The sequence below is a fragment of the Pseudomonas sp. NFACC10-1 genome, assembly GCF_900119195.1.
GTDB classification, from domain to species: Bacteria; Pseudomonadota; Gammaproteobacteria; order Pseudomonadales; family Pseudomonadaceae; genus Aquipseudomonas; species Aquipseudomonas cerasi.
Genome location: NZ_FPJB01000003.1, coordinates 706,544 through 721,089, shown reverse-complemented (window position 1 = coordinate 721,089; position 14,546 = coordinate 706,544). Strand labels below are relative to the sequence as shown.

At 58.7% G+C, this 14,546-nt stretch carries 11 protein-coding genes; 7 read left to right on the top strand and 4 right to left on the bottom strand.

Annotated elements, in window-relative coordinates:
• Positions 1 to 20 precede the first annotated feature (20 nt).
• A complete protein-coding gene (locus tag BT119_RS12035; RefSeq protein WP_003368372.1) occupies positions 21 to 875 on the top strand; it encodes a pirin family protein in 855 nt (284 codons plus the stop codon).
• 67 nt (positions 876 to 942) lie between these two features.
• Here the strand turns inward: BT119_RS12035 and BT119_RS12030 are convergent, their stop codons facing one another.
• Together BT119_RS12030 and BT119_RS12025 are read right to left on the bottom strand one after the other, a co-directional pair.
• Complete coding sequence (locus BT119_RS12030) at positions 943 to 2,124, bottom strand: patatin-like phospholipase family protein (protein ID WP_054080800.1); 1,182 nt, start codon at positions 2,122 to 2,124, stop codon at positions 943 to 945.
• 32 nt (positions 2,125 to 2,156) lie between these two features.
• Positions 2,157 to 3,089, bottom strand: coding sequence for a lipid A biosynthesis lauroyl acyltransferase (locus tag BT119_RS12025; RefSeq protein ID WP_072365751.1), 933 nt, complete (start codon positions 3,087 to 3,089; stop codon positions 2,157 to 2,159).
• 120 nt (positions 3,090 to 3,209) lie between these two features.
• On the opposite strand from BT119_RS12025, the gene minC reads away from it, so the two are divergent.
• The 5 genes from minC to BT119_RS11995 all read left to right on the top strand — a co-directional run bounded on the left by minC (position 3,210) and on the right by BT119_RS11995 (position 7,896).
• The gene (minC, locus tag BT119_RS12020) at positions 3,210 to 3,950 is read left to right on the top strand and encodes a septum site-determining protein MinC (protein ID WP_003368369.1); all 741 of its coding nucleotides are present in this window, start codon (positions 3,210 to 3,212) and stop codon (positions 3,948 to 3,950) included.
• Between the two features lie 231 nt (positions 3,951 to 4,181).
• Positions 4,182 to 4,994 carry a septum site-determining protein MinD gene (minD, locus tag BT119_RS12015; protein ID WP_003317454.1) on the top strand — a complete coding sequence of 271 codons (813 nt, stop codon included), beginning with the start codon at positions 4,182 to 4,184 and terminating at the stop codon, positions 4,992 to 4,994.
• Positions 4,994 to 5,248, top strand: a complete 255-nt coding sequence (gene minE / locus BT119_RS12010) for a cell division topological specificity factor MinE (RefSeq protein ID WP_003317453.1) — start codon at positions 4,994 to 4,996, stop codon at positions 5,246 to 5,248. Before minD ends, minE begins: the two co-directional genes overlap by 1 nt.
• 90 nt (positions 5,249 to 5,338) lie before the next feature.
• A complete protein-coding gene (locus tag BT119_RS12005) occupies positions 5,339 to 5,974 on the top strand; it encodes an RluA family pseudouridine synthase (protein WP_003368367.1) in 636 nt (211 codons plus the stop codon).
• 632 nt (positions 5,975 to 6,606) lie between these two features.
• Positions 6,607 to 7,896 carry a M18 family aminopeptidase gene (locus BT119_RS11995; RefSeq protein WP_003368366.1) on the top strand — a complete coding sequence of 430 codons (1,290 nt, stop codon included), beginning with the start codon at positions 6,607 to 6,609 and terminating at the stop codon, positions 7,894 to 7,896.
• A gap of 254 nt (positions 7,897 to 8,150) precedes the next feature.
• Here the strand turns inward: BT119_RS11995 and BT119_RS11990 are convergent, their stop codons facing one another.
• Both BT119_RS11990 and BT119_RS11985 read right to left on the bottom strand, forming a co-directional pair.
• A complete protein-coding gene (locus BT119_RS11990; protein WP_371857170.1) occupies positions 8,151 to 11,507 on the bottom strand; it encodes a beta strand repeat-containing protein in 3,357 nt (1,118 codons plus the stop codon).
• 847 nt (positions 11,508 to 12,354) lie between these two features.
• The gene (locus BT119_RS11985) at positions 12,355 to 13,074 is read right to left on the bottom strand and encodes a UTRA domain-containing protein (protein WP_003368362.1); all 720 of its coding nucleotides are present in this window, start codon (positions 13,072 to 13,074) and stop codon (positions 12,355 to 12,357) included.
• Between the two features lie 354 nt (positions 13,075 to 13,428).
• Between BT119_RS11985 and BT119_RS11980 the strand changes: the two genes are divergently transcribed.
• Positions 13,429 to 14,496, top strand: coding sequence for an ABC transporter substrate-binding protein (locus BT119_RS11980; RefSeq protein ID WP_003368360.1), 1,068 nt, complete (start codon positions 13,429 to 13,431; stop codon positions 14,494 to 14,496).
• The last annotated feature ends 50 nt before the right edge of the window (positions 14,497 to 14,546 follow it).

The following is a 14,546-nucleotide window of genomic DNA, read 5'->3' as shown; positions in this document are numbered from 1 at the left end:
TAAGGAGTGCTCTGTCTCCCATGACTCAATTTCGTAAAGTCCTGTCCATTCAAGCGGGTCAACCAGCGTCCGATGGCGCGGGCGTCAAGCTGACGCGCGTCTTCGGCGGACGTGGCGTGGAGCAGTTCGATCCGTTTCTGATGCTGGACGAGTTCGGGTCAGACAAGCCGGATGACTACATCGCCGGTTTTCCACCTCACCCGCACCGTGGCTTCGAAACGGTGACCTACATGCTTGAAGGCCGTATGCGTCATGAAGACCATATGGGCAATGTCGGCCTTCTGCAGAGCGGCGGTGTGCAGTGGATGACGGCGGCACGCGGGATCATTCACAGCGAAATGCCTGAACAGGAAGAAGGCACCATGCGCGGCTTTCAGCTCTGGCTGAACCTGCCGGGCAAGAACAAGCTGAGCGATGCCAGCTACCAGGACATCCAGCCGGAAAACGTTCCGAGTGTCACCACCCAGGCCGGTGTACAAGTGGTGGTATTGGCCGGGCATTTCGACGATGGCCAGGTTCGCCAGGCCGGGGCAGTACAGCGTCCGGACACCGAGCCGTTGTACTTTGACTTTGATATGCCTGCCGGCAGCCGTATCAGCCCGCACGTACCCGAAGGGCACCTTGTGCTGCTGTACGTCTATGAAGGCAGTGTCGAGCTGGAAGGCAGCACCCAGCCGATCGGTAAACGCCAAATGGCACGCCTGTCCGACATCGGTGAGGTGCAGATCAGCAGCGCCGCTGGTGCGCGGCTGTTGCTGATTGCAGGCAAGCCCCTGCGTGAACCGATCGTGCAGTACGGCCCCTTTGTGATGAACACCAAGGAAGAGATCGAGCAGGCGATTCGTGACTTCCGGGAAGATCGTCTGACGGCGTGACAACTTCGCTCACTGAGCCCTTCGCACGCTGATCAAGAGACAGAGGCCCCGCCTCTGTCTCGCCGAGTTATTCCAGACGCAGAAAGCGCTTCAGTTCGGCACCCTGAGCAATCGCGTCGTGACGCCCCAGTTCGATCAATTCGCTGCAATAACCTGACTCGAACAGCAGATAGCTCAGCACACTGGCGCCGCTGCTCTTGGTCGCACCCGGCCCGCGCAGGAACGTGCGCAGTGCGGGGGGCAATTCGCGGCGGTGGCGGGCCGCAATCTCATCCAGCGGACGGCTCGGCGAAATCACCAGCACTTCCACCGGCTCCATGCCCGGCTGCCTGACCTGATCCTCGGGCAGCAACGCACTGGCGGTGTTCAAGCGTTCGAGCAGCTCGATATCGCTTTCCAGGTTGTCGATGAACGTGCTGTTGAGCATGTGGCCGCTGATCTGCGCCAGGCTTGGCTGAGCGCCGCGTGGCGCGCGGGGTGCCGGTCTTTCGGCTTTAAGGCCGCGCGGGTTGCCGCTCACGCCGACCACCAGAACACGATTGGCGCCCAGGTGCAGCGCCGGGCTGATCGGTGCCGACTGACGCACGGCCCCGTCGCCAAAGTATTCCTCGTCGAGCATCACGGGGGCGAACAGCAAGGGAATGGCTGAACTGGCGAGCAAGTGATCCACGGTCAATTGCGTCGGACGGCCGATACGGCGATGGCGCAGCCAGGGTTCGATCGTACCGCGGCCCTGATAAAACGTGACCGCCTGACCCGATTCGTAACCGAAGGCAGTCACCGCCACTGCACGCAAATGATGAGCGTCGATGGCGGCTTCGATTCCGGACAGGTCCAGCCGCTCATTGAGCAGATCACGCAGGGGCGAACTGTTGAGCAAGGCAACCGGGATGTTTCGTCCAAACCCCAGCAGACTGCGACCGAAAAAACGGCTGGCCTGATGAATCACCCCGGACCAGTCGCTGCGCAGCACCTGATGGCTGCGAAATGACTGCCAGAATTCGGTCAATTGATGGATGGCAATCCGAAAATGCAGCGCGCCACTGGCCAGCTTGACGGCATTGATCGCGCCAGCCGACGTACCGACGATGACCGGAAAGGGATTGGGCGAACCGGGCGGCAGCAGGTCGGCAATGCCTGCCAGTACGCCGACCTGATAGGCCGCACGCGCCCCGCCACCCGATAAAATCAGCCCGGTTACAGGCTCGACACCACTTACTGCACTGCTCGTTACTGCGCGATCCTGCATCTACGACTGACCTCGGTGATCAACGACGCTTTTTATCTATGTTTCTCATATAGCTTCTGTTCACCGGCTGGTCGACTTTTAAAGCGTCGATGGGCCCAAAGATATTGTTCCGGGCATTCAATGACGGCTTTTTCCACCCATTGATTGATGCGCAGGCAATCGGCTTCGTCGCTCTCACCCGGAAAGTTGTCCAGCGGCGGATGAATCACCAGCCGGTAACCGCTACCGTCTGCCAGACGCCGCTGAGTGAAGGGCACAACCTGCGCACGGCCCAGGCGGGCGAATTTGCTGGTGGCGGTCACGGTCGCGGCCTGGATGCCGAACAGCGGCACAAAAATGCTCTGTTTGGCGCCATAGTCCTGATCCGGCGCGTACCAGATCGCCCGACCGGCACGCAGCAACTTGAGCATGCCGCGTACGTCATCGCGCTCGACAGCCAGTGAATCAAGGTTATGGCGCTCGCGTCCGCGACGCTGGACGAAGTCGAACAACGGGCTCTTGTGTTCGCGATACATGCCGTCAATGGTGTGCTGCTGGCCCAGCAGTGCCGCGCCGATTTCCAGCGTGGTGAAATGCAGCGCCATCAGAATCACGCCCTCGCCTTTTTCCTGGGCACTCTGCAAATGCTCGAGCCCTTCGACGTGGGCAAGCCTGGCCAGACGCTTTTTCGACCACCACCAGCTCATGGCCATCTCGAAGAAGGCAATCCCGGTGGAGGCGAAGTTTTCCTTGAGCAGACGCTTGCGCTCGGCCGCGGACAAATGCGGGAAGCACAGCTCCAGATTGCGTGACGCGATTTTTTTTCGATCAGTGGCCACACGGTACATGATGGCGCCCAGTGCCCGACCGATGACCAGCAGAACGCGAAATGGCAATTGAACAATCAGCCACAAGAGCCCCAGCCCCAGCCATAGCGGCCAGAAACGGGGGTGAAGGAAACTGGCTTTAAGACGCGGGCGATCCATTTGGGCTTCCGTCAGAACAAAGGCCGCGCATTCTACAACGGTTCTGGCCGCTTGCGGCTCGCGGGCGTTCTCGCTATAAGTCTCGGCACTTTTAGCGACAAGCTGTTGTGTATATCAACCATGAGCCAGATTGAATCGCAAAACCCGGAACCTGTATTTCAGCTCAAGGGCAGCATGCTCGCCATCACCGTGATGGAGCTGGCCCGAACCAACCTTGAAGCGCTCGACAGGCAGTTGGCGGCCAAGGTGGCACAAGCCCCCAACTTCTTCAGCAATACGCCGCTGATCCTGGCTCTGGACAAACTCGCACCCAACGAAGGCCCGGTGGATCTACCGGGTCTGGTGCGTATCTGTCGCCAGCATGGCCTGCGCACCCTGGCGATCCGCGCCAACCGTATCGAAGACATTGCCGCGGCGATTGCCGTCGACCTCCCGGTGCTGCCGCCGTCCGGCGCACGTGAGCGCGTGATCGACCCGGTCGAGGCCGAAGCACCGAAAAAAATCCCGGAAAAACCGCCAGAGCCACTGATCAAGCCGACCCGCGTGATAACCGCTCCGGTACGCGGCGGTCAGCAGATCTACGCCCAGGGCGGCGACCTGGTGGTGGTCGCGCCGGTCAGTCCCGGTGCGGAACTTCTCGCCGATGGAAACATCCATGTCTACGGCCCGATGCGTGGCAGGGCACTGGCGGGAATAAAGGGCGATACCAAGGCACGGATCTTCTGCCAGCAGTTGAGTGCCGAACTGATTTCGATTGCCGGGCAATACAAGGTGTCCGAGGACTTGCGCAGGGACCCGTTATGGGGCTCGCCGGTCCAGATCAGCTTGTCAGGTGATGTGTTGAACATCATTCGTCTTTAACGGATACTGCCGCAATTTTCAAAGCATCTCTGATTCGTCGCGAAATTGTCGTGAAGGCGGCAGGAAGTTCTGAAAAGCACTGCTTTTCAGCGGGTATATGAGTCGAAAGTAATAGCTTAGTGCTAGCTTTCCGGAATCAGACCCCAGGATTTCCAGAATGCTTCGGCGGGCGCGGCGCCAGGAGATGCCTTTCAGGGACTCAATGTCCTTTTCCTCTAGGGGTGATACACCTTGGCCAAGATTCTCGTTGTTACATCCGGCAAGGGTGGTGTGGGCAAGACCACCACCAGCGCCGCCATCGGTACCGGTCTCGCACTGCGCGGCCACAAGACAGTCATCGTCGACTTCGACGTCGGCCTGCGTAACCTCGACCTGATCATGGGTTGCGAACGTCGTGTCGTGTATGACTTCGTCAACGTGGTCAATGGCGAAGCCAACCTGCAACAGGCGCTGATCAAGGACAAGAAGATCGAAGGCCTGTTCGTGCTGGCCGCCAGCCAGACCCGTGACAAGGAAGCACTGACCAAGGAGGGCGTTGAAAAAGTCCTCATGGAGCTGAAGGAATCCTTCGAATACATCGTCTGCGATTCGCCGGCCGGTATCGAAACCGGTGCTCACCTGGCCATGTACTTCGCCGACGAAGCCATCGTCGTGACCAACCCTGAAGTCTCGTCGGTACGTGACTCCGACCGCATGCTGGGCCTGCTGGCCAGCAAATCGCGTCGCGCCGAACGTGGCGAAGACCCGATCAAGGAACACTTGCTGCTGACCCGCTACAACCCTGAGCGCGTCAGCAAGGGCGAAATGCTCGGCGTGGAAGACGTCAAGGAAATCCTTGCCGTTACCCTGCTCGGCGTGATCCCCGAATCCCAGGCTGTACTGAAAGCCTCCAACCAGGGCGTGCCGGTCATTCTAGATGACCAGAGCGATGCGGGTCAGGCCTACAGCGATGCGGTTGACCGCCTGCTGGGCAAAACACTTGAGCACCGGTTTCTGGATGTGCATAAGAAAGGATTCTTTGAACGCCTGTTCGGGGGTAATTAATGAATATTTTTGACTTCTTTCGTGACCGCAAAAAAGGAAGCACGGCCTCGGTCGCGAAAGAGCGTCTACAGATCATCGTTGCTCACGAACGCGGCCAACGCAGTACCCCGGACTACCTTCCTGCGCTGCAGAAAGAGCTGGTGGAAGTGATCCGTAAATACGTCAATATCGAGTCTGACCAGGTACAGGTCGCTCTGGAAAGCCAGGGCAGCTGTTCGATTCTGGAACTCAATATCACCCTGCCCGATCGCTGATCAGGCAGTCGCTCGCGGCGGTATCGGCGCACTTCTACGGAAGCTGCGCCCTTGCCGCCGTTGGCGTTTCTAGCGTTTCGAGGCCGTTGCATGCCGTTGTCGAACATCCGCATCATTCATCAGGACGCCGCCGTTCTGGTGATCGATAAGCCTACCCTGCTGCTTTCCGTTCCCGGCCGTGCCGACGATAACAAGGATTGCCTGATTACCCGCCTGCAGGAAAACGGTTACCCCGAAGCGCGTATCGTCCATCGCCTGGACTGGGAAACCTCGGGCATCATTCTGCTGGCCCGTGATGCCGATACGCATCGAGAGCTGTCGCGTCAGTTTCATGACCGCGAAACCGAGAAAGCCTACACCGCACTGTGTTGGGGCCAACCGTCCCTGGACAGCGGCAGTATCGATCTGCCATTGCGCTATGACCCTCCCACCAAGCCCCGGCATGTGGTGGACCACGAGGGTGGCAAACACGCGCTGACATTCTGGAAGGTTGTCGAGCGGCATGACACTTACTGTCGCGTCGAGCTCACGCCGATCACTGGCCGCTCGCATCAGTTGCGTGTGCACATGCTGTCGATCGGGCATCCGTTGTTGGGTGATGGTCTGTACGCGCATCCGGAAGCGCTGGCGGCGTATCCGCGTCTGTGTCTGCATGCCAGCATGCTGAGCTTTACCCATCCGGGGACCGGCGAGCGATTGACCTTCGAGTGCACCGCGCCGTTCTGATCTGAATGACACGCTGAATATCGTGCAGATGCTCCGCGTCACACAGCGGTTCTGCGACTTCAGGTGGATTTAGGGTCGACTCAGGTCACCTTTTCGCCCCTCGGCGAGTTACTTTGATGGGGCCAAAGTAACCAAAGCCCCCCGCTCCTGTTTCCGGCCCGACTTCGTCGGGTTCCTTCGCCCTGTCACTGATCCGGGGGTCGCCGCAACGGGCCATCCATGGCCCGGTGCGGCTAGCCTGGCGTCCTGCCAGGCTACCCCCGGATCAGCGCCAGGACTCAGCCGTCACTAACGTCGCACTCTGCGTCGTCAGTGCCACCGCGGTTGAAAAGCGCTTTTACTCTCGGCGCTGTGCGTCAGCTTAGACTATCGTGCCTGCGCTCCGCGTAGGCATGCAGTTCGTTACGCTCCGCGTCACCCAGGGTTTGCGATATCAGGTGGATTGGCGTTCGGCTCAAGTTACCTTTTCGCCCCTCGGCGACTCACTTTGAGGGACCAAAGCGAGCAAGGCCCTTGGCTCCGTTTTCCGGCTCAACTTCGTCAGGCCCTTCGCGGTCGAAAAGCGTTTCTGTGGCAGCGGCAACGACTGAGCCAATGCGGTAAACTCGCGCCATTGCTGTCTGGAGCTATTTATGCGCGCAGAGTTGAACAAAGGCCTCATCGATTTTCTGAAGGCTTCTCCCACCCCGTTCCACGCCACCGCCACCCTCGTGCAACACTTCGAAGCCGCAGGCTTTCAGCGGCTGGACGAACGTGACACGTGGGCAGTAGAAACCGGGGGCCGTTATTTCGTCACCCGTAATGACTCTTCCATCGTCGCTTTCCGAATGGGTCGTCAGTCACCACTCACGGGCGGCATCCGCATGGTCGGCGCACACACGGACAGCCCGTGCCTGCGGGTCAAGCCGCAACCGGAACTGCAACGTCAGGGTTTTTGGCAACTGGGCGTCGAAGTCTACGGCGGCGCCTTGCTGGCCCCCTGGTTTGACCGTGATCTGTCGCTGGCCGGCCGTGTCACTTTCCGCCGCGACGGCAAGGTTGAAAGTCAGTTGATCGACTTCAAACTGCCGATCGCCGTGATCCCCAATCTGGCGATTCACCTGAACCGCACTGCCAACGAAGGCTGGGCGATCAATGCGCAAAACGAACTGCCTCCCATCCTGGCGCAGGTCGCCGGTGACGAGCGCGCCGACTTCCGGGCATTACTGACCGACCAACTGGCCCGCGAGCACGGCCTCAATGCCGATGTGGTGCTCGATTACGAGCTGAGTTTCTACGACACCCAGGGCGCCGCTGTGGTCGGCCTCAATGGGGACTTCCTGGCAGGCGCACGCCTGGACAACCTGTTGTCGTGTTTCGCCGGGATGCAGGCACTGCTCAACACCGAGAGCGACGAAACCGCCCTGCTGGTGTGCACCGATCACGAAGAAGTCGGCTCGTCTTCCGCTTGTGGCGCAGACGGTGCGATGCTCGAGCAGATCGTCCAGCGTCTGTTGCCAAGCAGCGAAGACTACGTGCGCACGATTCAGAAGTCGCTGCTGATATCAGCCGACAACGCCCACGGCATTCATCCCAACTACGCTGACAAGCACGACGCCAATCATGGCCCCAAGCTCAACGCAGGGCCGGTGATCAAGGTCAACAGCAACCAGCGTTACGCCACCAACAGCGAAACCGCCGGTTTCTTCCGCCATCTGTGCATGGCCGAAGAGGTCCCGGTACAGAGCTTTGTAGTACGCAGCGACATGGGTTGCGGCTCGACCATCGGACCGATCACTGCCAGCCATCTGGGTATTCGCACGGTAGACATCGGCTTGCCGACGTTCGCCATGCACTCGATTCGCGAACTGGCCGGTAGCCATGACCTGGCGCATCTGGTCAAGGTATTGAGTGCGTTCTATGCCAGCCACGAGCTGCCATAACGGCTGAGGCGATAATCGATAACGCGGGGGTGACCTGTTGCTCCCGCGTTTCGGTGTTGACGCTCGCTAAAGTGCCCATTGAAAGAAATAAAATGTCTCTCATCATAACGATAAAAAAGATACTTTTGCCTGCGCCATTTTGAACCACCTCGTACCGGACAACAGGTCATTTGTTTATAAAGGGACTTCATGTCCCGAATTCCATCGACGCGCCCTGTCGATGATTCAGTCGTGGAGTGCTTGAATAACGCGGGCTACTTTACCTCTATCCAGTCATCGTCCTCGTCGGGTTTATCGACAATATCGTCATCTTCGTTCACGTAATACGGTATGTCGGCCTCAACACCGTTCTCACCCGTTCTGGCGACCAGTTGCCTGTACCTCTTCCCGTCCCAGAGCCTGAAAATAAGTATGGAGTCTTCTCCAGCCGAGAGCGTCGAGCCTTCACTGCCAATCAGTTTGCTACGAGCGCCTGCCGTCAAGACACTGTTCTTACCAGCGGTCAATCTGCTTTGGTCTCCCGCCATCAGGGTGCAGTCATGCCCGCCGGTCAGTTTGCTTTTATCGCCGGCAGTCAGATAACTGTTATTACCGGCCAGCAGTTTGCTGCGGTCACCCGCGGTCTGATTACTGTCTGCACCGGCAATCAACCGGCTGCGATCACCCGCCAGTTGTACACTGCCCGCACCGGCAATCAGCGTGCTGCGAAAACCTGCTGTCTGCGAGCTGCCCTTGCCGGCGATCAGCATGCTTTTATTTCCGGCGACCTGAATGCTTTCATGGCCTGCAATCAACGAGCTGCCGTAACTTGCAATCTGGTTACTGCCATAACCCGCAGTCAACGTGCTGCGAACGCCCGATGTAAGACTACTGCCATAACCGGCGATCAAAACGCTGCGAAGTCCGGCGATCAGCGTACTGCCATAGCCTGCCGTCAGAAAACTTCTGATTCCGCTGGTCAGGGAGCTGCCATAGCCGGCTATCAATGAACTGTCCTGCCCGGCCGTTGCAGTGCTGCCGTAGCCCGCAGTGAGTGAGCTTCCATACTCTGCGGTCTGAGTACTGCCGTAACCGGCCGTGAGGGTACTTTTATAGCCGGCTGTCTGCGTACTGCCATAACCGGCGATCAGCGAGCTGGCAAAGCCGGCTGTGGAGGTACTTCCGTACCCGGTGGTGAGCGAGCTGTTTTCCTGTGCGGTTTGCGTGCTGCCGTAACCGGCGGTCAACGTGCTCTCATAACCCGCAGTCTGCGTGCTGCCATAACCCGCAATCAGCGAGCTCGCATAGCCGGCGGTGGAGGTACTTCCATAACCTGTCACCAGATCACTGCGCTCCTGCGCGGTTTGCGTACTACCGTAACCGGCGGTCAACGTGCTCTCGTAGCCTGCCGTTTGCGTACTGCCGTAACCCGCGATGAGCGAGCTGGAATAGCCCGCAGTAGAAGTACTTCCGTAACCTGTGGTGAGCGAGCTGTTTTCCTGAGCGGTTTGCGTACTGCCGTAACCGGCGGTCAACGTGCTTTCGTAGCCTGCAGTCTGCGTGCTGCCATAGCCGGCGATCAAGGAGCTGGAATAGCCCGCAGTCGACGTGCTTCCGTAGCCTGCGACCAGGTCGCTGCGCTCCTGTGCCGTCTGGGTACTGCCGTAACCGGCGGTCAGTATGCTTTTGAAGCCCGCCGTCTGAGTGCTTCCATAGCCGGCGATCAGCGAACTGTTTGACCCTGCCGTTGAAGTGCTGCCATAGCCTGTGACAAGGTCGCTGTGTTCTCTGGCGGTCTGGGTACTGCCATAACCGGCGGTCAGCATGCTTCTGTAACTCGCGGTCTGGGTGCTGCCATAACCTGCGATCAGCGAACTGCCCGAGCCTGCGGTTCCCGTACTGCCATAGCCCGCAATCAGGTCGCTACCGTCCCTGGCCGTCTGAGTACTGCCATAACCAGCGGTCAGGATACTTTTGTGGCCCGCTGTCTGTGTACTTCCATAACCCGCAATGATGAAACTCTCGTGACCCGCGGTACCTGTACTTCCGTAACCGGTGGTGAGGTTACTGGCAGCCCCGGCCGTTTGCGTACTGCCATAGCCTGATGTGAGTACGCTGCCCTGCTGTGCGGTCTGGGTACTGCCATAACCTGCCGTGAGCGAGCTTTCACTGCCCGAGGTTTGCGTGCTGCCGTAACCGGCGATCAGCGAGCTGTCAGCGCCAGCTGTTCCGGTACTGCCATATCCGGCCGTCAGGGTGCTGCCCTCACGGGCAGTCTGGGTACTGCCATAGCCTGCGGTGAGCGAACTTTCGCTGCCTGACGTCTGCGTGCTGCCATATCCGGCGATCAACGAACTGTCGGCACCTGCCGTGCCAGTGCTGCCGTAGCCCGCCGTCAGGTTGCTGCCTTCCTGGGCCGTCTGCGTACTGCCGTAACCCGCTGTCAGCGCACTGTCACTTCCCGAGGTCTGCGTGCTGCCGTATCCCGCGATCAGCGAGCTGTCGACACCTGCTGTACCCGTGCTGCCATACCCCGCCGTCAGATTGCTGCCTTCCTGAGCCGTCTGCGTACTGCCGTAACCCGCCGTGAGCGAGCTGTCACTGCCCGAGGTTTGCGTGCTGCCGTAACCGGCGATCAGCGAGCTGTCGGAACCTGCCGTGCCGGTGCTGCCATATCCAGCAGTGAGATTGCTGCCTTCCTGGGCCGTCTGCGTGCTGCCGTAGCCTGCGGTCAGGGCGCTGTCACTTCCCGAGGTCTGCGTGCTGCCGTATCCCGCGATCAGAGAGCTGTCGACACCTGCTGTACCCGTGCTGCCGTACCCCGCCGTCAGATTGCTGCCCTCCTGGGCCGTCTGCGTACTGCCGTAGCCCGCGGTCAGCGAACTGTCGCCTCCCGAGGTTTGTGTACTGCCATAACCGGCGATCAACGAGCTGTCCGAGCCAGCCGTGCCGGTGCTGCCATACCCAGCGGTGAGATTGCTGCCCTCCTGAGCCGTTTGCGTGCTGCCGTAACCCGCTGTGAGCGAGCTGTCTTCTCCAGAAGTCTGGGTACTGCCGTAGCCGGCGATCAGCGAGCTGTCCGAACCTGCCGTGCCGGTGCTGCCATACCCGGCGGTGAGATTGCTGCCTTCCTGAGCCGTTTGCGTGCTGCCGTAACCCGCTGTGAGTGAGCTGTCCCCGCCCGAAGTCTGAGTACTGCCGTAACCGGCGATCAGCGAGCTGTCCGAGCCTGCCGTGCCGGTGCTGCCGTACCCTGCCGTCAGGTTGCTGCCTTCGCGGGCGGTCTGGGTGCTGCCGTAACCCGCTGTCAGCGCGCTGTCCCCACCGGCGGTCTGGGTGCTTCCATAGCCAGCGACCAGCGAGCTGTCGGAGCCGGCGGTGCCTGTACTTCCATAACCGGCAATTAGATCACTGTGATTGCCAGCGGTCTCGTTACTGCCATAACCGGCAATCAGACGACTGTGATTGTCGCCACTCAACGTGCTGCCGTAAGTGGCGGTCTGCACATTCTGCGGCGTCGTCACCGGCAGGGTGTTTACTGGGGCGGCAGCCGCGCTGACCGACGCGACATCGAACACTTCATGACGGGCCTGTTCGGCCACCGGTAACGTGACACTTGCTACCGCAGGCATGGGCGTGGGTATGGCAGTGGGCATTGGCGTTGACGTTGACGTTGACGTTGACGCAGGGTCGGCCTGACGTGCCGAAATGAAGTGTGACGCGCTGATCCTGTCGCCGACATGAACCACCTCGGCCCGCGGAAACTTGACCATTCCCGGCTCTTCCAGACTGATGATGTCTGCAACGGCAACTTCACAGACAATCCATCGAGCATCGGCATGCACGCTTAGAAAAGCGCTGGTTCCAGCGCCCCACAGTAAACCGACCAGACCATTCTCATGCCGCCTGGTTGACTGCCAGTATCTGGATTCCACCGTGCCGGACGCGGGCCATATAAGGCCGCAGTGATCGGCCATATTATTTGCACAGGTACGCAGCACCAACGCCTTGTCGAGAGTCATTACAGCATCCTCATAGATCCTTTAAATAAAAGCAGCCGCACTTATCAAGCATTGCTTTATAGGACAACTGCCATGTCAACCTTAATCCAAACATGGAACGATCGTGCAAATAAAACCAACTAACCAGTGCTTATCCTTCCACACCAAAAACCTACCACACCCCATTAACAAACATTAATTAATATTAAGATTTTTCTTAAATCCGCTGAAAACTAGAATAATTACTCTGGGACATTTCATCAAAAAAACCAACTAATTTAACGCCACCCCGCCAGCAACAATAGAATAACGCTCATTAATTTTTTTTGTTAATCAAATGCATGCATTACACAAAACCTATTAAACAGGCTGTACATTGCACACATTCTTATCAACGAAATGAGTATTTATTTATAGAAAACAGCGAACTAACGGTGGCACAGACCGCGCTTGGGAAGTGGGTTTGCCACACCGGCATTCAGTCGCCGTTCACCTCTGCGCGCACATGAATAGCATCATGACGCCAGTATTCGAGGTCACAGTCGATCAACCGATCTTTCCGATCATAATTGACACGTGCAATGCGCAGGCCCGGGCTACCCAGTGAAACCTTCAGTGCAGCGGCTGCTTCGCTGTGCAGCGCCGTGGGGACCATGTCGAAGCGCACCCGACCGTAATGAATGTCATAGCGGCGGGCGTAGAGTTCACTGAGCGATTCGTTCAGGTCGTGTTCGAGAATGCCGGGGAACAACTCCGGTCTCAGGTAGTGCTCGACATACAGCACCAGACGCTGATCGATCCGTCGCGCGCGACAGATCTGGATCACGCTCGACAGCGCCGGCAGTTCCAGCATTTCGCAGATCATCGCTGAAGCAGGTTGCAGGCGTGCAGACAGAAGCCGGGTGTGCGGCACCCTTCCCTGTGCACAGACCATTGCGTGGAAATGGCTACGCCTGATCAGGTCATAGGCCAGTCGCGGCGGCGAGATGAACCAGCCACGCCGCTCTTCCCGATAGATCAACCCCTGCGCCTCAAGCTGCAACAGCGCTTCACGCAAGGTGATGCGGGTGGTGGCGAATACCTCGCTGAGCTTGCGCTCTGCAGGCAACTTGCTGCCATGCGGCAACAAACCATGTTCGATCTGCTCCTGCAGCGCATGGCAAATGGTTGTTACCGCCCGTGGCACATCTTCGCGCATTCCGGTATCCGTCTGGACTAGACCAGCCCTGTTACGAGGCATACATCAGTGCAGCCAACGCCGTTGACTCCCTTGCCGTGAGCCTAGGCCGGGGACATGACTGTACTGTTACAGGACAAATCACGTTGCATGCCAACTGCGCCGAAAAGAGCCCATAACCCCCTGCCCAACAGGCCCATTGCGATGGTCTACGCTTAGCGCCAGGCACTGCCGGGGCCCGTGAAAAACGCTTTTGTCCGTGCAACACGACACGAAAATGTCATGCAAAAAGCCTAACTTGGCTCAGGTATTGCTGATCTAGACCAAATAATCCGCAACGAACACTTTTCTCAAGAAGTGCACTAGGAGCTCCGAATGAAACATCTTTTGTTGGCATCACTCCTCGGTTCAGCCATGGCAATGAGTTCGCTGGTCATGGCTGCGGACACGGATCTTAAAACGCTGGAGGCTGCGGCCAAGGCTGAAGGCGCGGTCAACAGCCTCGGCATGCCGGATGACTGGGCAAACTGGGGCGGCATCTGGAAAGACCTGGAAGCCAAATATGGCCTCAAGCACATGGACACCGACATGAGTTCGGCCCAGGAGATCGCCAAGTTCGAGGCGGAGAAAGACAACGCCAGCGGTGACATTGGCGACGTAGGCGCAGCGTTCGGCCCTATCGCCACAGCAAAAGGCGTTACCCAGCCTTACAAGCCAACTACCTGGGATCAGATCCCGACCTGGGCCAAGGACAAGGACGGCCACTGGGCGCTGGCCTACACCGGCACCATCGCCTTCATCGTCAACAAAAACCTGCTGCACGGCTCTGAAATCCCGAAAAGCTGGGCTGACCTGAAAACCGGCAAATACAAGGTGTCCATCGGCGACGTGAGCACTGCGGCTCAGGCTGCCAACGGTGTACTGGCAGCGGCCATCGCCATGAAAGGTGACGAAACCAACATCGCACCGGGCCTGGCACTGTTCACCGATCTGGCCAAACAGAAGCGTCTGTCGCTGGCCAACCCGACCATTCAGACCATCGAGAAAGGCGAAATCGAAGTCGGTGTGGTCTGGGACTTCAACGGCCTGAGCTACAAAGCCAAGATGACCAAACCCGATGATTACGTCGTGCTGATCCCTTCGGACGGCTCGGTGATTTCCGGCTACACCACCATCATCAACAAGTATGCCAAACATCCGAACGCCGCCAAGCTGGCGCGTGAATACACCTTCAGCGACGCGGGTCAGATCAATCTGGCCAAGGGCAATGCACGCCCGATTCGCGTAGAGCACATCAAACTGCCTGAAGATGTTCAAGCCAAACTGCTGCCGCAAGACCAGTACAAAAACGCCAAGCCAATCGAGAACGCAGAGGCGTGGGAGAAAACTTCCAAAGCGCTGCCGCAGATGTGGAACGAGCAGGTCATCATCGAGATGAACTGATCCTCTCCTGCGGCTCAGGGATGAAGTCGTGTACTCCGGGCGAGCCAGTC

What these genes read in the sequence shown, in the direction of transcription:
- BT119_RS12035 (WP_003368372.1), top strand. Translation starts at nt 21, where the DNA reads ATGACTCAATTTCGTAAAGTCCTGTCCATTCAAGCGGGTCAACCAGCG.
- BT119_RS12030 (WP_054080800.1), bottom strand. Translation starts at nt 2,124, where the DNA reads ATGCAGGATCGCGCAGTAACGAGCAGTGCAGTAAGTGGTGTCGAGCCT.
- BT119_RS12025 (WP_072365751.1), bottom strand. Translation starts at nt 3,089, where the DNA reads ATGGATCGCCCGCGTCTTAAAGCCAGTTTCCTTCACCCCCGTTTCTGG.
- minC (WP_003368369.1), top strand. Translation starts at nt 3,210, where the DNA reads ATGAGCCAGATTGAATCGCAAAACCCGGAACCTGTATTTCAGCTCAAG.
- minE (WP_003317453.1), top strand. Translation starts at nt 4,994, where the DNA reads ATGAATATTTTTGACTTCTTTCGTGACCGCAAAAAAGGAAGCACGGCC.
- BT119_RS12005 (WP_003368367.1), top strand. Translation starts at nt 5,339, where the DNA reads ATGCCGTTGTCGAACATCCGCATCATTCATCAGGACGCCGCCGTTCTG.
- BT119_RS11995 (WP_003368366.1), top strand. Translation starts at nt 6,607, where the DNA reads ATGCGCGCAGAGTTGAACAAAGGCCTCATCGATTTTCTGAAGGCTTCT.
- BT119_RS11990 (WP_371857170.1), bottom strand. Translation starts at nt 11,507, where the DNA reads ATGCCTGCGGTAGCAAGTGTCACGTTACCGGTGGCCGAACAGGCCCGT.
- BT119_RS11985 (WP_003368362.1), bottom strand. Translation starts at nt 13,074, where the DNA reads ATGCGCGAAGATGTGCCACGGGCGGTAACAACCATTTGCCATGCGCTG.
- BT119_RS11980 (WP_003368360.1), top strand. Translation starts at nt 13,429, where the DNA reads ATGAAACATCTTTTGTTGGCATCACTCCTCGGTTCAGCCATGGCAATG.